The sequence below is a fragment of the Telmatobacter sp. DSM 110680 genome (genome assembly GCF_039994875.1).
Lineage (GTDB): Bacteria > Acidobacteriota > Terriglobia > Terriglobales > Acidobacteriaceae > Telmatobacter.
In genome coordinates this window covers 3,997,919-4,021,733 of record NZ_CP121196.1, presented here as the reverse complement: position 1 = coordinate 4,021,733, position 23,815 = coordinate 3,997,919, and the positions used below count along the sequence as shown (strand labels likewise).

The window sequence follows — 23,815 nt, the reverse complement described above, 5'->3', positions numbered from 1 at the left end:
TCCACACAAGCAGGTGGCCGATAGTAATCTTGTCTTCGGCGTTAACACCATGCCGGGCTGGAGGCCTGATTGGCAAAGTATCTTGTGACAGGAGCGGCAGGATTCATTGGACGGTCAATTGCTGCGGCTTTATTAAAGCGCGGAGAATCCGTTCGCGGTATCGACAACCTGATTACTGGTAAGCGCAGTAACCTTGTCGGCCTCGAAAGTATGGAATTTATAGAAGGTGACCTAACCGATCCGAGACAGTGTGCGGACGCCTGCGAGGGCGTTGAGATCGTGTTTCACGAGGCTGCCCTGGCGTCCGTGCCGCGTTCGGTTGCCGACCCCGCAGGCACGAATCTGCATTGCGTGACTGCCACTCTCAACCTGCTGGTTGCCGCCCGGGACGCAGGCGTTCGCCGGGTTATCTATGCGGGTTCCTCGTCTGCGTATGGAGACACGCCTACGCTGCCAAAGCGCGAGGATATGTTGCCGAATCCGATTTCACCGTATGCGGTTGCCAAACTTGCCGGAGAGCAGTATATGCGGGCTTTCGCACGTGTATACGGCCTGGAAACCGTGGTGCTGCGGTATTTCAATGTATTCGGCCCCTTTCAGGACCCGACATCGCATTACTCCGGCGTGTTAGCGATCTTTTGCAGGCGGATGCTGGCGGGCGAGCAGCCAACGATCTACGGAGACGGCGAGCAAAGCCGCGATTTCACCTACATCGACAATGTGGTTCATGCCAATTTGCTGGCCGCTAACGCTCCGGCAGAAAAGGTCTCCGGCCAGATGATGAACGTTGCAACGGGCTCCCGCATCACGCTCAATGAGACATTTAGCGTTCTTCGTGATTTGACCGCATACGACGGAGACGCAGCATTTGGTCAGCCGCGTTCCGGCGACATCCGCGATTCGCTTGCGGACATTGCGTTGGCTGGGGAACTGCTTGGCTACAAACCGATCGTAAACTTCAAAGAGGGCCTGCGTCGAACTGTGGATTGGTATCGGTCTGGATCCTAGTAGCGTTTCTCAGGTTAAAGATTCCGGAAGGTTTCTGCCGTCTCTCATATGTGACGCCCCTCACTAACAAGTAAGCGTGGGATAGGCACACTGTTGACAGTTCTATCCGCTGCGGTTTTTCGTGCTGTATTCGGCGATCACTTTGCGGAAACCAACGGAACTGAGGATGCCGATCTTTGCCGGAGACTAGCGCGGTCCAAGAAGAGCGAACGGAGAGCCGCGGTTTGTCACAAAGCCGCGCATCGAGGCAACCTTCCTCTACATCGATACATGAGCTCTGGCTGACGATTCGCCGCCATCGCAAGATGTTTGCGCTGATTGTAGGCTCGTCTCTTGTTGCTTGCCTGATCTATTGCATGGTGGCTTCCAATGTTTATGAAGCTACCGCCCGCGTCGCATTGCGCGGTTCCACTCTGTCAGTACTGACCCATGAACCGGCAACTTCTGGTTCGTTTGCGTCTGGTCAGGTTCAGCTCGAAACGCTTGCCAGTGTCTTTCGTAGCGACCAGCTTGGATGGGACGTCATATCTCGCCTCAAGCTTTATGCGGTCCCGGAATTCAATAATTCATTCAAAAGAAAATACCCATCCTTTAATGCAACCCAGCCCGATCCAGAAGCTCGAGCCTTTCTGCTGGATGAATTCCAGCGCAAACTTACGGTGCAAACTATTCCTCGAACTCTTGTGCTGCAAATCCGATTTCGGTCGCAGGATGCAGCCCTGTCCGCAGCAGTTGTGAACGCACTCATTGAGGCGTTCTGCCGCCAGGATGAAAATGCGCGAAAACAGGCCACGCAGGATGCTACAACCTGGCTTACTACCCAGCTTGTAGCGCTGAAGACGCGGACCGATGACGATGATCGCAAGCTGACGGATTTTCAAAGACAACACGGCATGCTTAACATCCCGGAAACGCTTGCAAACGGTCAGCGGACGGATGTAGAACATGCTGCACAGTTGGGCGAAATTGACGTACTAAGCAGGGAGCTAGTGACGGCGACGACGGATCGGATCGTGTCGGAAGCCGAATATCGATCGGCTGTCGCAGGCGATCCAGAACTGGTATTGGCCTCGAATCCCAGGCTGCAGGCGACTGGCAATTTCATGTCCGCACTTTTGGTACAACTTCGTACGCGGCGTAGCGATCTGGAGCAGGAGCAGGCGCAGCTTCGTATTGAACATGGGCCGAATTTTCCCCGTGTGGTCGAGATTCGCAGTCAGATAGAAGATCTGGATTCGCAAATCAAAGCAGAGGACGCAAAGCTGTTAGAACGTTTCCGCAGCTCATGGAGAACCGCTTCAGATCGTGAGCAACTGGTTCGCAAAAGCCTGAGGGACGCCACGGACACCGGGTTGAAAATGAACGAGGCAGCACTGAAGTATGCGGTGATGCGGCAAGAGGCAAATGCAAATCACGATATGTATGTGCGGGTCTCGCAGCAGATGGAGGAAGCGGGGCTGGCAGCGGGCAGCCAGGGTTCCGAGATTTCGATAATCGATTATGCGCGTCAACCAGTGGAGGCTTATTCCCCCGATCTGCTGGTGGATATGGCGATCACTTTGTTTGTATCGCTTTGGATGGCACTCGCCGTAGTGCTTCTCAGCGAATCGCTTAGCTTGAGAATTGCGCAAGCCGCAGTGCTGATCCTGCTTGTAGCCATCACTGTCGGCATGAGTCGTGCACAGGCGCCTACCCCCAGCACCTCAGGCTTGCCGACAGGCGTCGCGCGAATTCCGCAATCAACTGAAACGAGGAGCCAGCCAAATGCAAAGGATGCGCCCAGCGTGTGGGAATCTCCACAGGGGACCACGCTGGCTGGAGTGCTTCCGGGTGCAAACGCTCCATCCACGGTGCCGATGGCTGCGCTGATCGCACCTGGCGATCTACTTGAAGTTTCTGAAGCTCACTCTCCAGATATGCGCGGCTCAGTGCGAGTTTCAGAGACTGGCACGGTGACATTGACTCTGGCCGGTGATGTCGAGGTCGGCGGGATGGGAGAGACGACTGCCGCGCATGCGATTGAGCGAGCCCTGATCGATCGTGGCATGCTGCTTCATCCGCAGGTTACGGTTCTCGTCAGGGCCTACGCCGGTCAGGACGTTTCGATTCTAGGCGAAGTCGCGCGCCCCGGAATTTACACCTACACGGTCCATCATTGCCTGCTCGATCTGATTTCAATGGCGTCCGGGCTTACTGCGAACGCAGGACGTCTCGTAACGATCGCTCATCGGAACGAACCAAAGACTTTTCTTCCGGTGGTGCTGGATCCGACAGGCGGTGATACCAGTACGAATCACAATCCGGAGTTGCTGCCCGGGGACACTGTCCAGGTGAGCAGGGCTGGACTTGTCTATGTCGTCGGCGATGTCGTGCGTCCGGGAGGTTTTCCTGTTGATCCGGTGCAGACTACGACGGTAGTGCAGGCGCTGTCACTGGCGTGGGGACCAGCGCAAAACGCAGCATTGACGAAGGGTATGCTTATTCGCGAGCAGCAGGGAAGCCGCACCATAACGACACTCAATCTGAAAAGAATGTTGCGCGGCCTCGATCCCGACATTCCTATACGGGACCGCGACATCCTGTTCGTTCCGGACTCGATGGCGAAGAATCTCCTCAATCGGACGATCGAGTCGGCAATTCAATCTGCGGTGGGCGTCAGCATCTATGCGGGCATGGTTTACTCGCAGAGGTTCTAGCTGTATGCGGCGCTTCGCCTGGGCACTGCTTCTTCTATTCGTCTTTACAATTCCCTGGGAATATTCACTCGATCTCGAATCGCCTTTCGGCAATATTGCACGCATCAGCGGCATTATTCTCTTGCTGGTTGCAGTTCCGGCAGTTTTAGGTTCTGGGGAGATTCGTCGGCCGGGGCTGGTGCAGTGGACTACGCTGGCTCTCTATCTATGGTTGTGTCTCACCTTCTTCTGGAGTGCGGTGCCAGATTTGACGGTGGTAAAGCTGCGTGGCTGTCTGCAGGAGATGATGATTGTCTGGCTGGTCTGGGAGTTTGCCCAAAGTCCACAGGATCTGCGGTCACTCATGCGAGCATGGCTTGGTGGTTCGTGGGTGTTGGCGATCCTGACTATCGCAGATTTCGCGATCCTTTATCCGGGGACGAGCGAGCAGATCCGTTTTGCGGCATTCGGACAGGACCCGAACGATGTGGCGCGGTTTCTTGATTTAGGCTTCCCAATCGCCGCATTGCTGCTGGACGGGAAGGAGAAATGGCCGGGCAGATTGCTTGCCATCGGTTATCTTCCGCTGGGATTTGCATGCGTTCTTTTAACAGCCTCGCGAGGAGGTTTCGTGGCCGCTGTTGTGGCTCTCTTCGGCTGCGCGCTACTGCTTTTTCGGGAGAAGCCTAAAGGCACTCTGGCAGGAGCGCTTGGGTTGTCGGCGATCGCCATTTGCACGTGGCTTATAGCACCGCGCGCAACGTTCGAGCGCATCGGATCGATCATCGAGCAGTTGCGAAACGGCGATCTCAACCAGCGCGTCGACATCTGGACCGCTGGTTGGCGTGCATTTCTCGAAGCGCCGCTTTGGGGACACGGAGCTGGCTCGTTTGTGATCGCAGCACGGCTCGCGCCAATCGATACGGCACACAATACCGTTCTGTCGATTCTCGTGGAAGGCGGGTTATTCTCACTTGCTCTCGCGGCTGCCCTCGTTGCAGTTTCCGTGCGGTTTATTCTGGCGACAAAAGGCGCGATTCGAATTGCGTTGATGACCATGATGGCGGCATGGTTCGTTTCTTCGTTGATTGGCACGGTGGGTGAAAGCCGCACCACATGGTTGCTGCTGGCAATCATCGCGGTCACTCATCGTCTCGCCAAGGAGCAGCCGGGGCAATTAGAACGAGTGTTCTCAATCGAAGGCTCCGTGGAGCTCTTATTGGCTGAGCGGGTGTCATGACTTCCTCGGCCGCTCCTGTTCGAAAAGGCAGTTGGGATCACCGCATTCTCGATGCCGCTACGGCAGTCACGGCAGCGGCACTTGTCGTCAAACTGGCGGCTACCGCCAAGGAGTTCACGGTAGCTGAAGCCTTTGGTCGTTCCGATGCTCTGGAGTCGTTTCTCGCAGCCGCGCTTATCCCTGGACTGCTGATCAACTTGATTTCAGAATCCATGAACCAGGCGCTCGTACCTTCGCTTATGCGTGTGAAAGAGCGCGAAGGCCGAGAGAGCGCACAGCAACTGTTCTCAGCCTCAATGCTCTGCAACATCGTGATTTTGGTCGCATCATCGCTTGTGATGGCGATTTCAGCGCGCTATTTCATTCCTCTAATTGCTTCACATTTTTCCACGCCTAAACTGAACCTCGCTGTTCGCCTGTTCTACGGATTACTTCCCGCCATAGTCTTCTCGGGTATCGCATCGAACTTCGCCGTTGTCTTAAACACGGAAGGACGATTCGCAATGCCCGCACTCGCACCCATCGCCACTCCGCTCGCAATCATGGTTGCGATCCCACTCTTTTCGGGCGAGGCCGGGGTCTGGGCAATTGTGTACGCCACCGTGATCGGGTCGTTCATCAGCGTGGTGTGGATGGGAAGTATGCTGAAGGCTAACGGTTATCGTGCAGTGCCACGCTGGTATGGCATGACGAAATCCGCGCGGGAAGTGGCGGCCCAGTATGGCGTCGTCCTGCTTAGCGGGCTGGTTGCTTCGGGAGGTCTTTTAGTCGATCAATCCATGGCGGCAATGTTGCCTGCTGGCAGTGTATCCGCGTTGGTATACGCAGGCCGATTCGTTGGCGTAGCCCTTACGCTGCTTGGCGGTGCCGCATCTTCAGCGGCCGCGCCGCTCTTCTCTGAAATGGTGGTCCGCAATGACTGGAGTGGTTGCCGAAGATCCCTCCGCATATGGGCCACGGCATCGGCAGTGGTGACGAGTCTGGTTGCCGGTGCGCTGATTCTTGCTGCACATCTGCTTGTGCGTCTGACTCTTCAGCACGGAGCATTCGGCGCGCAAGACACTTCAGCGGTTTCGCGGGTACTGATTATGTACGCTTTGCAGATTCCATTCTTTGTATCGAGCCGCGTCTTCTACCGCTTTCTTCTAGCAATGCGTCGCGCTGATCTGGTCTTCTATTGTGGATTGCTGAATCTGGTACTGGATGTCGCCCTGAACCTGTTGCTGATGCGTTCGATGGGGGTCGCGGGAATTGCATTGGCTACTTCGCTTTGGACGGTGAGCACATTTGTGTTTCTCTGCTACTGGAGTTGGAAGGTTCTCCCTTGTGACGGCGAAGCCCTGCCGAACCTTCGCGGATGAAGGTTCGTTGCCAGCACATCGTCATAGAGAGCTTCCCACTGATCCAGCGCGGCATCGAGAGAAAATCTGCTGATCACGGAGTCTCGTGCGGACCGTCCTATTTCGCTTCGCTTGGAAGTCGAGAGACTCATCATGTTCCGCATCGAGGAGGCGAGCGCGACGGAATCCCCGACACGAACTGAGAAATTTGCGGTCAAATCTTGAAGGACTTCACGAGCCGCTTCAATGTCCGTTACAACGGAAGGCAATTCGCACGCGCTAGCCTCAAGCAGTGCAATGGGCATCCCTTCCCAGCGGGAGCAGAGCACGAATCCATCCGCTGCTCGCAGTAATCTCCGGACGTCGGGATCAAAACCAACGAGACGAACGCGGTCGTGCAATTCGAGTCGGTGCGCAAGAGTGTTAAGTCCGTTCCGAAACGGGCCATCTCCGGCAATGATCAATCGCGCATTCGGTGGCAACGTACGGAATGCGTGCAGCAATGTAGCGTGATCCTTCACCGGATCAAGCCTGCCGACTGCGATCCACAGGAATTCATCGCTCAACTCAAGTTCGTTGCGCATGGCAGTGCGGACTTCTTCATCGGGTCTGAATCGATCGATATCTACGCCGTTTGAAATGATCGCCAGATTTTCTTCGATCAGCGACCGAGAAGCCAGCCATGGTCCAGCGGCGGCGCAGCTGACTGCTGTTACGACATCTGGCAATGCAGAGCTAATTCGATAGCCCAGTTTGCGCGCTTTCCCACCAGTTGAGGGCGAGTGAATCGTGTCAACCAGAGCGCGTACCGGCGAGACAATCCGCGACCATCGTGCCAAGAGCGCAGCGTGGGGTAAGTGGGCATGAACGACTTCAGGCCTGTTTGTCCTGACCCAGCGGCAAAGACGCACCCACCCTCGCGGATCGACGAGGCCCTTGCGCATCCCAAGACTCAGGAAATCGATATTTGCGCAACGCAGATGATCCGCTGCATCGCCACCGGCTCCCGACAGAGCGATCACATTGACCTTCGAGCCTCGATGCGAAAGTCCCACGGCCAAAGAAATCACCTGCTGCTCTGCGCCGCCGATGCGGTCGATGGTCGGTATGAGAAACGCCACGTGTCTCACGCTCGCATCTCCAGCAGAGACCGGTCGATTTCGTTTTCGTATGCCTTGATCGCCACCTTCTGATCAAAGTCGTCGATCCACGTATGCTGAAATCGCTGACCTGGGTGGACGCAAGTGAGCGCATCAGAAAGCGTGTCCGCCAGGGCTTGCGCTGATACGTCTCTAGCCAGCCAGACACCTGGTTTGTCGCGAAGAAGGTCGGTGATGCCGGGTGACGCTGGGGTTGCCACAATCGGAAGACCCGCTGCCGCAGCTTCAAGCAGGGCGTTGGGCAATCCTTCGTGCAGTGAGGAGAGGACAAAAATCGTAGCGCCGGGAAACTGTTGTGCAGGGGAATCAATGTGTCCTAAAAACTCCACATATTTATCCATTCCCAGCAGCCTGCATTGGCTTTTCAGCGCGAATTCACACGAGCCAATTCCAGCCACCTGAAGTCCGGCGGCCGGAAATCTTTCCTTGATGCGCGCAAAAGCGTCGAGAAGCAGGTCAATGCCTTTCTCTGGTGCCAGCCTCGCAACGGACAAAAGGCGGGTAACGGGCAAAGATGCGGACTGAATCTGTCGAATGGCCGATGTTCGTATGCCTGGAATATCCACGGGGTTGGGCAAGACAATCAGTCTTTCCTGCGGAATACCAAGCTCGCTTTGTAGCTCGTCAGCCATCGACTCTGTCTGGCAAATAATTCGACTTGCTCGCCGGTAGGCCACGCGGAAGAGGAACTTCGAAAGTCGCGGATGATTTCCCGCCTCAATGGTTGCTGCAAGCGTTCCATTCTGTCGAACAAGGATGCGGATGCGGCGTGGCAATAAGGGCCGCAGTAAAAGAACGAGCAGATTAAGGTGAGCCATCCCAGAGAGGATCAGGGCTGGCCTGAGCTGCCACGCCAGCTTCAGAGTTTGCCATGCACTTGCCCGGACCCTTCGCGCACCAAGAGCGTGGATATGAACTGCGAGCGGAAACTCCTCCCGGGCTGTTGCTGCTTCACTTGAACTTTGTGTTACAAGTCCGAGATGTACTTCATATTTAAGGCGGCTTAGATGCCGGGCGAGCGTAGCGGTAACATGTTCGGCTCCTCCGCCGCCGAGGTGCGGAATCAGGAGAAGGACCTTCGCAGGTGTTGGCGGACCCATAGCAACCCGGCAGCAGATTATCGGATTACGGCTTGTCGAAGTCGTGATGTGCCGCACAACGTCCGGTGGAGCAGAATGCTAGAGTTTCGTTGAATCCTGGGAAAGTAGCAAACCGCGCCGCGCACACCAGCCGTCACTGCCAGGCTATCAATTGCAAGTCTCTAGATATGACTAAATCTGAAGGCGCAACGCCCGGTGCACAGGATACAGGCAGCCTTCGACGGCCGCATATTCTTATCGGCGTTACCAGCCATCAGACCTGCCTCGTCCTGCAAGTAAGGCTCCGCGCTTTGCGCGAGTCTGGCTTCCGCGTCTCTCTCCTCTCTGCTCCGGGCCAACTGCTTTATGACACAGCTCAAAATGAACAGATTGCTGCTTACGCTGTACCTATGGAACGCGGCATCTCGCCCGTTGCAGACATCATCGCCATGTTTCGCATCTGGCGTCTGCTGCGCAGTCTTCGACCCGACATTGTTGAGTTCAGCACCCCGAAGGCAGGTCTCCTTGGGAGCCTCGCAGCTCGACTCTGTCGTATCCCGGCACGAGTTTACTTCCTGCGTGGGCTCAGGCTAGAGACAGCCTTTGGCCTGAAACGAATTCTGCTGCTGATGACCGAACGCCTGGCTTCAGCCTGCGCCAACGTCGTGATCTGCAATAGCTGGAGTCTACGCAAAAAAGCTTTGGCGCTTCACGTTGCTCCCGCTTCGAAGCTTGTTCTGCTCGGTAAGGGAAGCAGCAACGGTGTCGACCTGGAGCGGTTCTGTCCTGGCGCCTCGTTCGTTCGTCGGCATCTTGGAATCAGCACAGATGCTTCCGTGATTGGGTTTGCCGGTCGATTGACCCATTATAAAGGCCTTGCTGAATTGCTTGAAGCCTTTACTGTAATTCTCCGCGAAGAGCCAAGCACCCTCCTTCTTCTCGTAGGATGGTTCGACGCGGCTGAGGATGCATTGGGCGTTGGGTTGAGAGCACGAATTGAGGGCCATCCCAACATCGTATGTACTGGGTTCATCGCAGACACTGCGCCCTATTACCGGGCGATGGACTTGCTGGTGCTTCCTACCTTGCGGGAAGGCTTTCCCAATGTAGTTCTTGAGGCTGCCGCAACCGGAATACCTGTGATCGGAACATTGTGCACCGGCTCGCGCGACGCGATCGTGCCGGAAGTGACAGGGATGCTCGTTCCACCTGGGAATCCCGAGGCCATCAGCGAGGCAGTCCTGCGATTGCTTCGCGATCGGGATCGCCGTCTTGCAATGGGCAAGGCGGCCCGTGCGTGGGTGCTCGAAAACTACGAAAGTAAGCGAGTCTTGGGCTTGGCGGTCGACTTCTACCAGGGGATGATCGAGCGGACGGACGATGCGCAACTCGAGGCACCCGAGAAATCAGGGCGGAGAACTACTGGTTTGCCCGTCTTGCCGTAACCTCGGGAGCAATCGACATGGCTGGAGGAGCTTGCAGCGTGTGTGCTCCGGATTCTGTGATGTGAAGAACTGTTCCCGGCGCGATCCCCAAAACCAGCGTTGCGCCTATTGCGAATAGAAGCCCAGCTCCCACCGCAATTCCCATGGGCACTATCGGCAAGCGAGCTTCGTTCGTCTCGTCATCGGGACGCTGCGCCGCCGTAAAGGCTAGTCGCAAATAGTATGCCGCTGCTACTCCCGAGTTCAGCAATCCGATAACGGCCAGAAGCACCGCCCCTCCACCCACTGCGGCAGAGAAAGAGTAAAACTTGCCGAAGAAGCCACCGGTAAATGGAATTCCGACAAGCGATACCAGAAAGAAGATCAGCAGGCTGCCAAGTAGTGGTGAGCGATGCAAGAGTCCTTTGTAGTCCGGGATCAGCGGTCTTTCGTCGTCGTATCCACCCACCAGCGTGACCACCGCAAAAATTCCGACGTTCATCGCAGCATATGCCGCAGTGTAGAAGCTGGCTGCGGCAATACCGCTGGCGCCAAACCCGGCGAACGCAGCAAGCAGGTAACCTGCATGCGCGATGGAAGAGTAGGCAAGCATGCGCTTCACGTTCTGCTGGCGCAACGCTGCAAGGTTGCCGACTGTCATTGAGAGAACTGCAACCACCCACAGTGCGGGTGACCACACCGACCGCAAGGTGGGGAACATCTCGTAGACGACGCGCAGGAGAAATGCAAAGGCGGCGGCTTTGGGCGCAGTGGACATCAGCGCCACAACCGGCGAAGGCGCACCTTCATAAACATCGGGAGTCCAGACGTGAAACGGTGCAGCGGAGACTTTAAACAAGATGCCGACCAGCATCAGCGCGAGGGCGGCATGGATCAGACCCTGGTTTTGCGCTGTGGATGCAGCGCGTGCGATTTCGTAAACCGAGGTGGTGCCGGTTGCTCCAAACACCATTGCAATTCCGTAGAGCAGAAAGGCGGTAGCGAATGAGCCGAGAAGAAAATATTTGATTGCAGACTCGGGCCCGCGGCCGGTTTGCTTTCGATAGCAGGCAAGAACATACGTCGAGATCGAAGAGATCTCAAGCGCGATGAAGACCATCAGCAACTCGACGGCGCTGGTGAGCAGACACATGCCGACGGCACCGAATGTTATCAGCGCATAGTACTCGCCCTGGTGGTGGCTGTTTTCGGGCAACGTGTCGAGCGAAATCAGCAAGGTAACCAGCACAATGCCACAGATCAGCATGTGGAAGAAAACGGTGAATGGGCTGGTTTCGACAGTATCGGAGAATCCGGAGCCCGTCGGCAGAGAGAGCTGCCACTCACTGACGAGCAGTGCCAGAGTGGTACCAAATGCGGCGACCCATCCCAGGCCGCGGCGCGATCGTCCCGGTGCCATTGAGGCATCCGTTAGCATAACGAGGACGCCGGTGATTGTGAGAACTACTTCGGGAAGGATGCGATAGATGTCCGGCACTGCGTTCATCGCTGCACCTCTCCACCGCTGGTTCCCGGAATGACGTCGGGCTGTCCAAGCATATCGATCGAAGGTGTCTGTTGAAGCATGATGGGTCTTGGCGCCACTTCGATGGCATGAAGCCAGAAGTTTGGTGAGACTCCCATGACAAGCATCAGGACAGCCAGAGGCCATAGCACGAGTTGCTCACCGAGACGCAAATCCAATGCGCCTGCAGAGGTTATCTTGCTCTCCTGACCGTAGAAGACGCGCTGTACAAGCCACAGCATGTACGCGGCACTGAGAATTACTCCGAGCGTTGCCACGGCAGCCCATCGATGACTGACACCTGCGAACGTGCTGGAGAGAATCAGGAATTCGCCGACGAATCCATTCAGCATGGGAAGGCCGATCATGGCCAGCGAAACGATCACGAAGATGGTTGCCAGTCGCGGTACACGATTTGCGAGTCCACCGTAGGCAGCAATCTGACTTGTGGCGTAGCGAATCTCGAGTGCTCCCAGCAGAACAAACAAGGCGGCATCGATGAGTTCGTTGTTGAGTATCTGATAGGTTGCGCCGCTCCAACCCACGAATGTGAAGCCGTAAACACCAAGCGTGATCAGGCTCAGGTGACTCAATGCTGCGAAAGCCAGGAAGCGCCAGAAGTCGCGCTGCACCAACGCCAGGCACGCTCCGTAAAGAATGCCAATGACGGCAAGCGTGATCAGCAAGGGCGCTATGGCTTTCGACTGGATAGGGAACAGACCCACATGAAAGCGCAGCATGGAGTAGATGCCCAGCTTGCCTGCAACTACCATCGCCATCGCCACGGGAGCTTCACCAAATGTGTCAGCGAGCCATCCATGAAGCGGGAAGACCGGAACTTTGACGGCGAACGCGAACAGAAACGCCAGCGCTACCCAGAACAGCGCTCCAGCCGGCAATGCACCTGCGCCAATCAATATTCGAAGTTCGCTGAAGTTGAACGTTCCGGTTCGTGCATAGAGCCACAGGATCGCAACCAGAAGCGGCGCCGAAGGAATGAATGTGAAGAGGAAGAACTTGGTGGCAGCCTTCGATCCTTCCTTGCGCCCGTACATGGCAATGAGAATTGCCATTGGAACCAGCGAGAGCTCCCAGAAGCCGTAGTAGACCATCAGGTCCAGCGAGATAAAGACGCCGTACATCGCTGTCTGCTGCAGGAGGAACAGCGAGTAGAAAACCTTCTGCCGCCGGGTGATTGAATTCCAGCTTGCGAGTACGCCAACGGGCCCGAGAAGCCCGACGAGGACAGTCAGCCACAGGCTTAGACCATCGACGCCGACGTGATAAAAGATTGCCGGACTCTCGATCCACGGCTTATTCACAACAAACTGGAACCCAGACTGTTGGAGGTTGAAGTGTGCGGGAAGGTGCAGCGTCAGACCAAAGCTGACGAGAGTGGTCAGCAGCGTTACCCACGCGGAGAGCTTCCCGCGATCAGGCAAGAGTGCAACCAGAATTGCTCCAGCCAGCGGCGCGAGGAGAATCAACGTGAGTATCGAACTATCCATCGTTGTCATCTCCTAGTGCCCCGCCCAGAACATGCCGGTTCCCGAACTGAATACATACGGCGCCAGAACAAATGCAAGCAGGACAGCCGCCCCGAGCGTCAGCCACGCGGCGTACGATCGCAAATTACCGGATTGCCAACGTTGCAAAATGGCGCCGCCAAATGTGGCAATACCGCCAAGCAGCCATGCCGCACCACCCAGGATTGCAACATCGACGATCCATTCCAACCCGTATTTCGAAAGCGCAATGATGGGTTTCACAATGGCCGCGCCGTAGATTTCGTCAACGTAATACTTATTCGCCAATAGCTTGTAGCCTGCCGGCATCAACGCCGCATCCTGCGGCGGAAGTGCGGACTTGCGGCGATACATGCGATCGGCGATGAGCAAGCCGATCAAGGCTGCAGCAACCGCCAGGACGCTCAGCAGAAGGTCGAGTTGCTTTCCTCCCGCCGCAGTGGAAGGATCCGTCGTTGGCCCAAGAACGGGAGCCAAGAACGCGCCGAAGTGATCCATGCCGATCCATCCGCCACCAACGGAGAGCAGGGCGAGAATGACGAGCGGACCGAGCATCGACCACGGGCTTTCGTGCGGATGCGTGTGAGGATCGCGAGCTTCACCGAAGAAGGTGAGGTACCACAGCCGGAACATGTAGAAACTGGTGAGCAGAGCTGTCAGCAGGCCAACGAACCAGAAAATCCGGCCGGAAGCACCATGCTGGAACGCCTCGTAGAGGATCGCATCCTTTGAGAAGAAGGCCGCAAGCGGAGGAAATCCGGCGATCGCAAAGACTGCGGCGCCCATGGTCCAGAAGGTGATCGGAATCTTCTTGCGTAAACCGCCCATCTTACGCAGATCCTGTTCGCCTCCGAGCGCGTGAATTACCGATCCAGCTGCAAGGAAGAGCAGGGCCTTGAAGAATGCGTGCGTCATCAAGTGAAAGATCGCCGCGGAATATGCTGCGACGCCGCAGCCGAGGAACATATATCCGAGCTGCGAGACGGTGGAGTAGGCGAGGACGCGCTTAATATCGGTCTGCACGAGGGCGATGGTGGCTGCGAAGATCGCCGTTGCCGCGCCGACGACTGCGACAACAGTAAGAGCGAATGGGGAACGATCGAAGATGAAGTGGTTGCGGGCGATCATGTAGACGCCGGCCGTGACCATGGTGGCCGCATGGATCAGCGCGGAGACGGGGGTCGGGCCCTCCATCGCGTCTGGCAGCCATACATACAGTGGAAGCTGCGCGCTTTTGCCTGTTGCACCGATCAGCAAGCAAATGGCGATTGTGGTAAGGACGCCCCCAGTCATTGCTGGATTGGCGGCAATCTTTTCTCCCAGTTCACTGAAGGTGAGTGTGCCAAAGTTCGCCAGCAGGAAAAAGAGTCCGATCAGAAATCCGAAGTCGCCAATGCGGTTGACGATGAACGCTTTCTTGCCTGCATCTGCCGCAGACGTTTTCTGAAACCAGAAACCGATCAGCAGGTACGAAGCGAGACCGACGCCTTCCCATCCGACAAACATCAATAGCGCATTGCCGGCGAGCACAAGCACAGTCATGAAGAAGAGGAACAGATTCAGGTAGGCGAAGTAGCGCCAGTAGCCTTCTTCCTCGTGCATGTAGCCGACAGAATAGATGTGAATCAGGAATCCAACGCCGGTGATGACGAGCAGCATTACCAGGGAAAGCTGATCGAGAACAAAGCTGAAGTCGATATGGAGCGTAGCGACGTTGATCCAATTGCCAAATGTTTCTACGTGGGGCAGGGAGCCGGATTGGAATGCAAGTCGGGACGCGCTCAGCACAAGCAGCAGTGAAGCCAGCGGCGCGAGGAGCGCAATTGATGTCACGAGTGCTTTGGGCATCCGACGGCCGAGCAAGCCATTCAGCAGAAAGCCTGCGAACGGCAGAAGCGGGATCAACCAGAGATGGAGATTCTCGTTCATAGTTTCATAAGGTCGATGCGATCGACCGCAAGCGTTGCGCGTGTGCGGAATACAGCAATAATGATGGCGAGTCCAACGGCAGCCTCAGCGGCGGCCACCATCATCACGAAAAATACGAAGATCTGTCCTCTTACCTGATGCCACTGGTGTGCGAAGGTCACAAACGAGAGATTCACCGCGTTCAACATCAGTTCAATCGACATGAACATGGTGATCAGGTTGCGCTTGATCAGGAATCCGACGACACCCAGGCAAAACAGGACGGCGCTCAACAGCAGATACCACGTGAGAGGAACTTCGTGTTGAACGAGGTGTAGTGAGTTCACTTGGTGTCCACCTTTTCCCCATCTCCCTGGCGGGCCAGCGCAACGGATCCAAGAATGGCGACGAGAATTAGTACCGACGTGACTTCAAACGGCAGGAGAAGTTTAGTGAATAGAACGGCGCTGAGATCTGCAGTGCTGGTGATCTGGTCTTCGATGGCTGCGTTACCGATACCCTGGGAGCGAAGAATTGTTGTTGCAATCACGGCAAGGATTGCTACCACTGCCGGAAAGCCTACGGTACGCGCGGCTCGACTGCCCAGGGTGCGCTCTTCGCGGCCCGCATTCAGCAGCATCACCACAAACGTGAAGAGGACCATGATCGCGCCTGCGTAGACGATGACTTGTGCCGCCGCCAGGAACTCTGCTCCGAGCAGCAGGTAGAGCACCGCCAATGACGTCATCACCACAATCAGCGAGAGCGCGCTGTTGATGGGGTGCTTCTGCAGCAGGAGATTGATTGCTCCTGTCAGGCAGAGTGCAGCAAACACGATAAAGAGAATCAGGTGCATCGTTCCGTCACTTAGAGCGGCTCTCCATTTTGTGAATCGTTTCCGGTTCTGTTTAAGGCGGATTCTTCGTGCGGAAGAATCCACTTGGCAGAATCGCTTCGCCCCTACATCTCCTGGAGAACCGCTATACGGGCGAGTGCCGATTGACTTCTTCGGCAGGTTGAGGGGAGGAACTGTGCGAACGGGGCACTCCCGTTGCTTGAAATCCCTTCCGATTCTAACTGAGCGCATCCGGCTAAACCGTGATCTCAAACCGCTATCGAAGAACAGCGATTTAAGTCGGTCCGGCTTCGCTCAGCGATATGCAAGCCATAAACTCGTTCCCACAATGTTGAGGATGGCCAACGGCATGAGCCAGCGCCACCCGTAATTCATTAACTGGTCATAGCGGAAACGAGGCAGCGTGCCGCGCACCCATACGTAGAGAAACAGAAAACTGAAAACTTTCAGAACAAACCAGAAAATCGGAATGAAGGCGCGCAGGATAAAGGAACTTGGCGCGGGAAGCAGATTGCCGAAGGGGCTAGTCCATCCGCCCAGAAACAACAGCGTGGCCACGCAACCCACCATGATCATGTTGCCGTATTCGGCCATAAAGAACATGGCGAACTTCATGGAACTATATTCGGTGTGATATCCGGCGACGAGCTCGCTTTCTGCCTCAGGCAAATCGAATGGCGAGCGATTCGTCTCAGCGTAAGCCGCCATCAGGTAGATGAAGAACGCGACAAACTGCAACCCGCCGAAAAGATTCCAACTCAGCATGCCGTGGTTCGACTGGCTACGAACGATGACATCGAGATTAAGCGAACCGGCACGCATCACCACGCCGACCAGCGATAGCCCCAGAGCCAGCTCGTAGCTCACCAATTGCGCCGACGCGCGCAATGCTCCGAGTAAGGAATATTTGTTGTTCGATGACCATCCTGCCAGCGCGATGCCATACACGCCGATCGATGTGATACCAAGGATGACGAGCAGGCCTATATTCACATCGGCAATCTGAAAGAAGTGGAAGTTGCCGGATCCCACGACTCCGGGATCTCCGAACGGCACTACTCCAATGGAGATGAGTGCGCAGCTGAGGGCGATGATCGGTGCCAGCAGATAGAGAGGCCTATACACGCCCGTCGGGATGATGTCTTCTTTGAGAAATGACTTTGCCCCATCGACTAGCGGCTGCAACAACCCGAACGGTCCCACACGGTTTGGCCCCCAACGATTCTGGATGCGACCGACGAGCTTGCGTTCAAGCAGCACCGTGTAGGCGACGCCCATCAACAGCACTACCGTCACCACCACGACCTTAAGCAAGCTCCAAAACAAAAACTGCCAAATCGTCACGTGCCTTTGCCTCTCTCGTCAATCTTTCAATCTGCAGCCGAGGCTGCCACTTCTGCTGCCTGATGCCGCTCCAAATCTTTCAGTCCGTTGCTGTAGTGCCCGAGTGTTCCCGAGGTAAACAATCCGTTGTGCGCAGGTTTCACCAGTTCGGGATGCGCTGAACCAAGGGCGGAAACCGGGACGAAACCAAGCTCGATTTTTATGTCGTTTCCACCAAAGAGATTCAGCCGATCCAGCTTGTAAGCCGGAACAAGCCGCTCAATTTCGTCTAACAATGCCAGCGGATCGAACGGGCTCAGTTTTGGCTCTAGTCCATTCGCGGAAAGCCACACAGCATGTCTGTCAGCCTCACCCGACTGCGCACCGCGAGACTGCCCGAGATCAGCTGTTACGCCAACCTTGCCGAAGGGCACCAGCGCCTTCACATCCGCGCCCATGCTGCCTGCGAGTCGAACAAGAATCTCGAAGTCTGACTTTACGCCAGCACGATCCGCAGCTTTCCGCGCCAGCTGTAAATCGCCGAACGTATTTGTCACCGTGCCGGTCTTCTCGTAAAGGCTGGCGGCAGGGAAGACAACGTCGGCGATTGCTGCCGTCTCCGTCAGGAAGATATCCTGCACCACAACAAACGTGTTCTTCAGCGTACTCAGATCAATGCTGCCATTACTAAGGGGATTCGCGCCCACAACAAGCAGCGCGCCTAGTTCGCCTTTAGCCGCAGCGACGAACATCTCCGGTTGCGTTTTGCCGGGCGTGGTCGGCATTCCCACGTATTCCTGCGCGAATGTTCCAGATGCGTTGATCGGAACATATCCCGGCAGTAAATCGGGCAGCAGACCCATATCGGCAGCACCGCGCGAATTGGCGTAGTCGCCGAGGTAGGCAAAGCGGACATTGGGGCGTCCCAAACCCCACTGCACCAGGTCAGCAACTGCTGAATCGCGATATTCCTGACCAAAGATGATCAGCAGTTTTTCTTCGCCGAGAACTGCTGCGCGGAAGGTTGAGTCCTTGATGGAGTTGTCGCTGCCGCCGAGGTAAGCACTGAACGCTGCATATCCGCCCGCCGGCAGCTGCAGCGCTGCTTTGGCTTGCCTCTCCAGTTTGATTCGTTTTTCATTTGCCACGTAAAGGCGGGCTTTATTCAACCGCACGTTGGTGCGCAAAGTCCATGCCAGCAGCGGATGCTCATTGGTCGGATCGCCGCCGATCAGCAGAATCGCCGGTGCAGAGGCGATTTCGCGAAGGCTTGCAGCTCGTCCGTCGTGTCCAGCAACGGCACGGGCAAACGCGACGTAATCCGTGGTGCGTTCATGGTCGATATTGTTCGTCTGGAGCACGGTGCGCGCAAACTTCTGCAGCAGGTAGTTCTCTTCGTTGGTGGTGTGGTTCGAGCCGATCACCCCGATCGCTTCGCCACCCTTGGTGTCGCGAATTTCTTTAAGCTTGGCACCCACCAGACGAAATGCATGTTCCCAGGTAACCGCCTCGAGTTTGCCCTGTGCATTGCGTGCCAGCGGAGTCGTCAAGCGCTCCGAGCTGTCAACGAAGTCAAAGCCAAAGCGCCCCTTGGCGCAGAGAAAATCTCCATTGATGCCGCTCTTGTCGCGATTGTCGGCGCGAACAATTTCTGAACCGTCGTTTGCCTGGCGCACGCCGAGTGTGACCTTGCATCCATCGCCGCAATGCGTGCAAACGGTGGAAACGTGATTCATTTCCCACGGACGGGTTTTATAACGGTAGCTGCCGCTCGTAAGAGCACCTACGGGGCACACATCGATACACATACCGCATTGCTCGCAGTCGAGGCGCTCGCCTTCGTTTGGTGCGATCACCGAGACGACACCGCGATTCTGGATGCCGAGCGCCCACACGTCCATGCCTTCGCCGCACATACGGGTGCAGCGATAGCAGAGAATGCAACGCGGCCTGTCGTAGAAGACTGCCGGAGACCACTGCTGCTCGTCCCGGTGGCGCTTGGCGTCAACCATCAAGCTCTCGCCGGCGCCGTATTTGAAGGTCATATCCTGAAGTTCACACTCGCCGCCCGCATCGCAAACAGGGCAGTCGAGTGGGTGGTTTCCGAGAAGCAATTCGATGGTTGCCTTGCGTGCCTGTGCGATCTCCGGTGAATCGGTTGTGAATACCTGACCCTCGGCGACGGTTGTGGTGCAGGCCGTCTGCAACTTCGGCACCTTCTCCTGCCTGACGACGCACATGCGGCATGCAGCCTGCAGGCTCAGTCCAGGGTAGTAGCAGAACGCAGGAATCTCGATGCCCGCCTTGCGGCACGCTTCAATCAGCAGCGTCCCCGCGGGAGCCGTCAGCTTGTTTCCATCGACCGTGAATGTTACGTCTGCCATTCTTCTCCAGAACTCCCTTTACGTTTCGCGCAGCTCAAACCACAGCCATTTCGGTATGTTTGGCAAACGGGCACGGCTTCCCGTCCAGATGATCCTCAAATTCTTTGCGGAACTTCTTCACAAACCCAAGTGTCGGCATCGCCGCAGCGTCGCCAAGCGGGCAGAAGGTTCGGCCCATCATGTTCTCGGCGAGGTAGCGAATGTTGTCGATGTCCTTTGCAGTTCCGAACCCGGCGTGAAAGCGCGTCAATGATTTCTTCAGCCAGTCTGTTCCTTCGCGGCAGGGAATACACCAGCCGCAACTCTCGTGCTGATAAAAGCTGATGGTTCGCAGCGCGAATTCCACAATGCAGGTCTGGTCGTCGATCACCACTACACCGCCGGAACCCAGCATCGAGCCGGCCTTGCCGACCTGGTCGAAATCCATGCCTAGATTTTCGATTTCTTCGGGCAGCAGAACGGGGGTTGACGATCCACCGGGAACGACTGCCTTCAATTTGCGACCGCCACGGACCCCGCCCCCGACTTCGTAGATCATTTTCTTCAGGTTGTAACCCATCGGCAATTCGTACACGCCGGGCCGTTCCACGTGGCCACTCAAGCCGAAGAGCCGTGTGCCACCATTGCGCGCGGATCCAACAGCCGCAAAGGCCGCACCGCCCATGGTGATGACATGAGGCACAGTCGCAATCGTCTCGGCGTTGTTGATGACCGTAGGTCCGCCATAAAGGCCGACGACAGCGGGGAACGGAGGCTTGATTCGAGGAACGCCGCGCTTGCCCTCGAGTGATTCCATAAGCGCCGACTCTTCGCCGACTTCGTATGCACCGGCGCCGCTCTGCGTGATGATTTGGAATTCGTTATCCGATCCGAAGATATTTTTGCCTAGAAATCCTTTCGCATAGGCATCGGCTACGGCTTTCTCCATGATCTCCAGAAGGTATCGATACTCGCCCCGCAGATAGATAAATCCCATCTTCGAACCGATCGCTAGACCGGCGATGATGGTGCCCTCAATAACAGCGTGAGGATCGTGCAGGAAAATCAGGTGGTCCTTGCAGGTTCCGGGCTCACTTTCGTCGCCGTTGATGAGTACATACTTTGGTTTCGCCGACTGTTTCGGAACGAACGACCATTTCATGCCTGTAGGAAATCCCGCACCGCCACGCCCACGCAAGTTCGAGGCTTTCATCTCCTCGATAATCCAATCGGGGCCCTGCGCCACGCATTTGCGAGCAGCCTCGTATCCGCCAAGCTCGATGTACTTATCGATATTCGCGGCGCCCTGACCGAAGCGCTTCGAGACGATCTTTACTTCATCGGGATGCGAAACCAGCCTAGGCATTTTTTTCCTTGTCTTGGACTTGCTGCCGATACCGGTCCAGAATTTCGGGTACGCCGGATGGCGTCAGCTCATCGTGAAATGCATAGTTCACCTGGATCGCTGGAGCCCAGCAGCAAGCGCCGATGCATTCCACTTCTTCGAGTGAAAACAGGCCGTCCGCAGTTACGCCCTTGTGCCCAATGCCAAGTTCTTCCTGAAATTTCTCATACACGTCGTAGGCACCGCGCAGCATGCAACTGATATTCGTGCAAACTTGTACATTGAATTTGCCCGCAGGCTTGAAACGCAGCATGGAGTAGTAGGTGGCCACGTTGCGAACATCGAGTTCGGTAATCCCGATCCTCTGTGCTACTTCCGCGATCACGGAGTCCGACAGGTAACCGATTTCGTCCTGCGCATAGAGCAGCATCGGGACGAGCGCCGAGCGCCTCAGGGGATACTTTTCCACCAGCGCATCAAAACGTGCCGCCACTTGGGGCGAAAAGATGCTCATGGACTCGGGACTCGTATTGACGGCACTCATCGCATCAGCTCCCGAGCCCACGATTCAGCCGCCATATCCATCTCTTCTTCGCCAGCCGAACTGCGCAACCGGCCATTTTCTGTCAGTTCCAGCATTCCGCTCCGTCCGTCGTCGCGCTTCCACATCACGTGCGCGCCGTTCCGATTCAGATCGAGCCACGCTTCCGCATGACGCACCGTAATCTGTTCTTCCCCCAACTCGACCGTTGCCTGCCGATTCCCATTCAACCCGTGCACCGCGGTATAACTGCGAAGCAGGGAAGCAAGCGATACCCAAAGTTCCATGTACAACTGCGCCGTTTCCGGCATCAGCGATCGATCTCCCCAAGCACAATATCAATCGACCCGATTACAGCTACAACGTCCGCAAGCATGCGTCCCTGACACATCGTTTCCAGCGCCTGCAAAGTCGCAAATCCTGGATACCGCATATGCACGCGATATGGTTTTGCGGTTCCATCTGATACTACGTAATAGCCCATCTGCCCGTGGCCCGATTCAATTCCTTGATACACTTCGCCCGCCGGAACGTTGAAGCCTTCCGTCACGATCTTGAAGTGATGGATCAACGCTTCCATCTGCGTTTTCATCTTCTCGCGATCCGGCAGAACGATCTTTGGCGCATCAGCCTTGATCGGGCCGCCCGGCATTCCATCCAAGGCCTGTTGAATGATGCCGATGCTTTCGCGCATCTCCAGCAAACGTACCTCGTACCGTCCCCAGCAATCGCAGCGGTTTGAAACCGGAACTTTGAACTGAAATTTCTCGTAGCTGGAGTACGGCATGTCGCGCCGCAGATCGAAATCAATGCCTGAAGCGCGCATCGTCGGACCAGTGACGGCAAGTGCAATTGCGTCCTCAGGCGAGAGATGTCCAATGCCCATCAGCCTGTTCCGGAAGATTGGATTTCCAGTGAGCAGATTCGAGTATTCGTCGATTTTCTCCGGAAACGTCTTGATGAAGGACTGGATGCGATCGAACAAGTCCAGAGGCGGCTCCATCGACAGTCCGCCGATGCGGAAATAGCTGGTCATCATGCGCTGGCCGGCAACAGCCTCGAAGATGCGCAGAATGTCTTCTCGCTCTCTGAATGTGTAAAGGAATACTGTAAGCGCGCCGATGTCCATGGCGTGCGTGCCCAGCCAGATCAGGTGCGAGTTCAGGCGTGTCAGCTCCGTTAGCAGCACGCGAATCCATACTGCCCGCTCGGGAACCTCCAACTGCAGCAGCTTTTCGACTGCAAGGCAGTAGCAGAGATTGTTGGCCATGGGGCCCAGGTAGTCCACGCGATCCGTCAGCGGAACGACTTGCTGATAAAACTTTGCCTCGCAGGTCTTTTCAATGCCGGTATGCAGGTAGCCGATTTCCGGGTACAGGCGGACAACTATTTCACCGTCAATTTCCAGCACCAGGCGCAACACGCCGTGCGTTGACGGATGCTGCGGTCCCATGTTCAGGACCATGTGCTGGTCGCGCGCGCCCTCGGCGGGCGGGGCAGAAAGGATCGGAGTGCCTACATCCACCATCAGCGATAGCCCTCCACCGGGTAGTCCTTGCGCAAGGGATGTCCCACCCAATCATCAGGCATCAGGATGCGGCGCAGATTCGGATGTCCTTCAAAACGAATCCCAAACAGGTCGAAGACTTCGCGCTCGTAGTAATTGGCACCCGACCAGACTGAGGTGATCGATTCAATCGCCGGATCGCCGCTGTTTAGCCAGGTTTTCAGACGGATCCGCTCTTTATATTGATGCGACAGAATGTGGTAGCTCAGCTGGAAGCGGGGTTCGGAAGGAAGCCAATCCACCGCCGTCATATCTTCGAACGCGTTGTAGCCGGCATTCTTCACGGCAGTCACTGCTTCGCAGATCTTCTCCGGAGTGACAGTCAGTGTCAATTCGCCCCTGTCAAAGAGTGCATCTGTAAATGCATCGGCATTCCACGCGAGAAGCGCCTTGACTGCCGGGTGATCCGGCAATCCTTCGAGCACAGCTTGCTTGCCGGCGAGAGTTTCCTTTGGAGCTTCTGCCATTCTTAGAGATCCGCCTTGTCCATGCTCCAGTTCAGAATGCCCTTACGCACGATGTAGTACAGACCAACCGCGACAAAACCCAGGTAAACAACCATCTCCCAGAACCCGAATAATCGCTGTCCGGTAATATGCGGGAGCTGGCGGTAGATCACCGCCCAGGGCATCATGAAAACCGCTTCAACGTCGAAGAGGATAAAGAGCATCGCGACCATGTAAAAACGCACGCTGAATCGGGCCCGAGCGTCGCCAACCGACACGATTCCGCATTCATATGTCGCCAGCTTGACGGGAAGATTGCGATGCCGGCCGATGAACCAGGATGCCAGCACCATCATCGCAGCAAGTCCAATAGCAAAAAGCACTTGCATTAGAAGTGGAAGATACTGCCAGTGGTAGGGAATCATCTGCACCCTGTTCTCAAAAGATCTGTAAAATGTTCGAATTTGTCGCCGGGCCAGACTGCTCCCA

20 protein-coding genes are annotated in these 23,815 nt (G+C 56.2%); 5 read left to right on the top strand and 15 right to left on the bottom strand.

What is annotated here, in order from left to right; all coding sequences use genetic code 11:
- The first annotated feature begins 69 nt into the window (after positions 1–69).
- The 4 genes from P8935_RS16675 to P8935_RS16660 all read left to right on the top strand — a co-directional run bounded on the left by P8935_RS16675 (position 70) and on the right by P8935_RS16660 (position 6,284).
- Positions 70–1,008, top strand: a complete 939-nt coding sequence (locus P8935_RS16675) for an SDR family oxidoreductase (protein WP_348261427.1) — start codon at positions 70–72, stop codon at positions 1,006–1,008.
- A 224-nt stretch (positions 1,009–1,232) separates the two neighbouring features.
- Positions 1,233–3,704, top strand: a complete 2,472-nt coding sequence (locus tag P8935_RS16670; RefSeq protein ID WP_348261426.1) for an SLBB domain-containing protein — start codon at positions 1,233–1,235, stop codon at positions 3,702–3,704.
- Positions 3,705–3,708: 4 nt separating this feature from the next.
- The gene (locus tag P8935_RS16665) at positions 3,709–4,923 is read left to right on the top strand and encodes an O-antigen ligase family protein (RefSeq protein WP_348261425.1); all 1,215 of its coding nucleotides are present in this window, start codon (positions 3,709–3,711) and stop codon (positions 4,921–4,923) included.
- The gene (locus tag P8935_RS16660) at positions 4,920–6,284 is read left to right on the top strand and encodes a lipid II flippase MurJ (protein WP_348261424.1); all 1,365 of its coding nucleotides are present in this window, start codon (positions 4,920–4,922) and stop codon (positions 6,282–6,284) included. Before P8935_RS16665 ends, P8935_RS16660 begins: the two co-directional genes overlap by 4 nt.
- Here the strand turns inward: P8935_RS16660 and P8935_RS16655 are convergent.
- Both P8935_RS16655 and P8935_RS16650 read right to left on the bottom strand, forming a co-directional pair.
- Positions 6,224–7,393, bottom strand: a complete 1,170-nt coding sequence (locus tag P8935_RS16655) for a glycosyltransferase (RefSeq protein ID WP_348261423.1) — start codon at positions 7,391–7,393, stop codon at positions 6,224–6,226. The genes P8935_RS16660 and P8935_RS16655 overlap by 61 nt on opposite strands.
- Entirely contained in the window at positions 7,390–8,523 is a 1,134-nt protein-coding gene (locus tag P8935_RS16650; RefSeq protein WP_348261422.1) for a glycosyltransferase, read from the bottom strand. The genes P8935_RS16655 and P8935_RS16650 overlap by 4 nt, the downstream gene beginning before the upstream one ends.
- A 167-nt stretch (positions 8,524–8,690) precedes the next feature.
- On the opposite strand from P8935_RS16650, the gene P8935_RS16645 reads away from it, so the two are divergent.
- The gene (locus P8935_RS16645; RefSeq protein ID WP_348261421.1) at positions 8,691–9,947 is read left to right on the top strand and encodes a glycosyltransferase family 4 protein; all 1,257 of its coding nucleotides are present in this window, start codon (positions 8,691–8,693) and stop codon (positions 9,945–9,947) included.
- On the opposite strand, the gene P8935_RS16640 is transcribed toward P8935_RS16645, so the two are convergent.
- The 13 genes from P8935_RS16640 to P8935_RS16580 form a co-directional block, all read right to left on the bottom strand.
- Positions 9,922–11,433 carry an NADH-quinone oxidoreductase subunit N gene (locus P8935_RS16640; protein WP_348261420.1) on the bottom strand — a complete coding sequence of 504 codons (1,512 nt, stop codon included), beginning with the start codon at positions 11,431–11,433 and terminating at the stop codon, positions 9,922–9,924. The two genes, P8935_RS16645 and P8935_RS16640, sit on opposite strands and share 26 nt — an antisense overlap.
- On the bottom strand, positions 11,430–12,959 hold the full coding sequence (locus tag P8935_RS16635) for an NADH-quinone oxidoreductase subunit M (protein WP_348261419.1): 1,530 nt from the start codon (positions 12,957–12,959) through the stop codon (positions 11,430–11,432). Before P8935_RS16635 ends, P8935_RS16640 begins: the two co-directional genes overlap by 4 nt.
- A 12-nt stretch (positions 12,960–12,971) precedes the next feature.
- On the bottom strand, positions 12,972–14,906 hold the full coding sequence (nuoL, locus tag P8935_RS16630; protein WP_348261418.1) for an NADH-quinone oxidoreductase subunit L: 1,935 nt from the start codon (positions 14,904–14,906) through the stop codon (positions 12,972–12,974).
- Positions 14,903–15,232 (bottom strand): NADH-quinone oxidoreductase subunit NuoK, encoded by a 330-nt coding sequence (gene nuoK / locus P8935_RS16625; RefSeq protein ID WP_348261417.1) that lies wholly within the window; start codon positions 15,230–15,232, stop codon positions 14,903–14,905. Before nuoK ends, nuoL begins: the two co-directional genes overlap by 4 nt.
- On the bottom strand, positions 15,229–15,741 hold the full coding sequence (locus P8935_RS16620) for an NADH-quinone oxidoreductase subunit J (RefSeq protein ID WP_348261416.1): 513 nt from the start codon (positions 15,739–15,741) through the stop codon (positions 15,229–15,231). Before P8935_RS16620 ends, nuoK begins: the two co-directional genes overlap by 4 nt.
- Positions 15,742–16,035: 294 nt before the next feature.
- Positions 16,036–17,085, bottom strand: coding sequence for an NADH-quinone oxidoreductase subunit NuoH (gene nuoH / locus P8935_RS16615; protein ID WP_348261415.1), 1,050 nt, complete (start codon positions 17,083–17,085; stop codon positions 16,036–16,038).
- Positions 17,086–17,111: 26 nt separating this feature from the next.
- Positions 17,112–19,448, bottom strand: a complete 2,337-nt coding sequence (locus P8935_RS16610; RefSeq protein WP_348261414.1) for a molybdopterin-dependent oxidoreductase — start codon at positions 19,446–19,448, stop codon at positions 17,112–17,114.
- 34 nt (positions 19,449–19,482) lie between these two features.
- Positions 19,483–20,793: an NADH-quinone oxidoreductase subunit NuoF gene (gene nuoF / locus P8935_RS16605; protein WP_348261413.1), complete on the bottom strand. Its 1,311-nt coding sequence runs from the start codon at positions 20,791–20,793 to the stop codon at positions 19,483–19,485.
- Positions 20,786–21,316 (bottom strand): NAD(P)H-dependent oxidoreductase subunit E, encoded by a 531-nt coding sequence (locus P8935_RS16600; RefSeq protein ID WP_348261412.1) that lies wholly within the window; start codon positions 21,314–21,316, stop codon positions 20,786–20,788. The genes nuoF and P8935_RS16600 overlap by 8 nt, the downstream gene beginning before the upstream one ends.
- Positions 21,313–21,624: a transcriptional regulator gene (locus P8935_RS16595; protein WP_348261411.1), complete on the bottom strand. Its 312-nt coding sequence runs from the start codon at positions 21,622–21,624 to the stop codon at positions 21,313–21,315. The genes P8935_RS16600 and P8935_RS16595 overlap by 4 nt, the downstream gene beginning before the upstream one ends.
- A complete protein-coding gene (nuoD, locus tag P8935_RS16590) occupies positions 21,624–22,841 on the bottom strand; it encodes an NADH dehydrogenase (quinone) subunit D (RefSeq protein ID WP_348261410.1) in 1,218 nt (405 codons plus the stop codon). The genes P8935_RS16595 and nuoD overlap by 1 nt, the downstream gene beginning before the upstream one ends.
- Positions 22,841–23,347, bottom strand: coding sequence for an NADH-quinone oxidoreductase subunit C (locus P8935_RS16585; RefSeq protein WP_348261409.1), 507 nt, complete (start codon positions 23,345–23,347; stop codon positions 22,841–22,843). Before P8935_RS16585 ends, nuoD begins: the two co-directional genes overlap by 1 nt.
- A 2-nt stretch (positions 23,348–23,349) precedes the next feature.
- Positions 23,350–23,751, bottom strand: a complete 402-nt coding sequence (locus P8935_RS16580; protein WP_348265348.1) for an NADH-quinone oxidoreductase subunit A — start codon at positions 23,749–23,751, stop codon at positions 23,350–23,352.
- Positions 23,752–23,815: the final 64 nt, after the last annotated feature.

Coding starts and splice junctions, on each gene's coding strand:
- P8935_RS16665 (WP_348261425.1), top strand. CDS start 3,709: ATGCGGCGCTTCGCCTGGGCACTGCTTCTTCTATTCGTCTTTACAATT.
- P8935_RS16660 (WP_348261424.1), top strand. CDS start 4,920: ATGACTTCCTCGGCCGCTCCTGTTCGAAAAGGCAGTTGGGATCACCGC.
- P8935_RS16650 (WP_348261422.1), bottom strand. CDS start 8,523: ATGGGTCCGCCAACACCTGCGAAGGTCCTTCTCCTGATTCCGCACCTC.
- P8935_RS16645 (WP_348261421.1), top strand. CDS start 8,691: ATGACTAAATCTGAAGGCGCAACGCCCGGTGCACAGGATACAGGCAGC.
- P8935_RS16640 (WP_348261420.1), bottom strand. CDS start 11,433: ATGAACGCAGTGCCGGACATCTATCGCATCCTTCCCGAAGTAGTTCTC.
- P8935_RS16635 (WP_348261419.1), bottom strand. CDS start 12,959: ATGGATAGTTCGATACTCACGTTGATTCTCCTCGCGCCGCTGGCTGGA.
- nuoL (WP_348261418.1), bottom strand. CDS start 14,906: ATGAACGAGAATCTCCATCTCTGGTTGATCCCGCTTCTGCCGTTCGCA.
- P8935_RS16620 (WP_348261416.1), bottom strand. CDS start 15,741: ATGCACCTGATTCTCTTTATCGTGTTTGCTGCACTCTGCCTGACAGGA.
- P8935_RS16610 (WP_348261414.1), bottom strand. CDS start 19,448: ATGGCAGACGTAACATTCACGGTCGATGGAAACAAGCTGACGGCTCCC.
- nuoF (WP_348261413.1), bottom strand. CDS start 20,793: ATGCCTAGGCTGGTTTCGCATCCCGATGAAGTAAAGATCGTCTCGAAG.
- P8935_RS16600 (WP_348261412.1), bottom strand. CDS start 21,316: ATGAGTGCCGTCAATACGAGTCCCGAGTCCATGAGCATCTTTTCGCCC.
- P8935_RS16595 (WP_348261411.1), bottom strand. CDS start 21,624: ATGCCGGAAACGGCGCAGTTGTACATGGAACTTTGGGTATCGCTTGCT.
- nuoD (WP_348261410.1), bottom strand. CDS start 22,841: ATGGTGGATGTAGGCACTCCGATCCTTTCTGCCCCGCCCGCCGAGGGC.
- P8935_RS16585 (WP_348261409.1), bottom strand. CDS start 23,347: ATGGCAGAAGCTCCAAAGGAAACTCTCGCCGGCAAGCAAGCTGTGCTC.
- P8935_RS16580 (WP_348265348.1), bottom strand. CDS start 23,751: ATGATTCCCTACCACTGGCAGTATCTTCCACTTCTAATGCAAGTGCTT.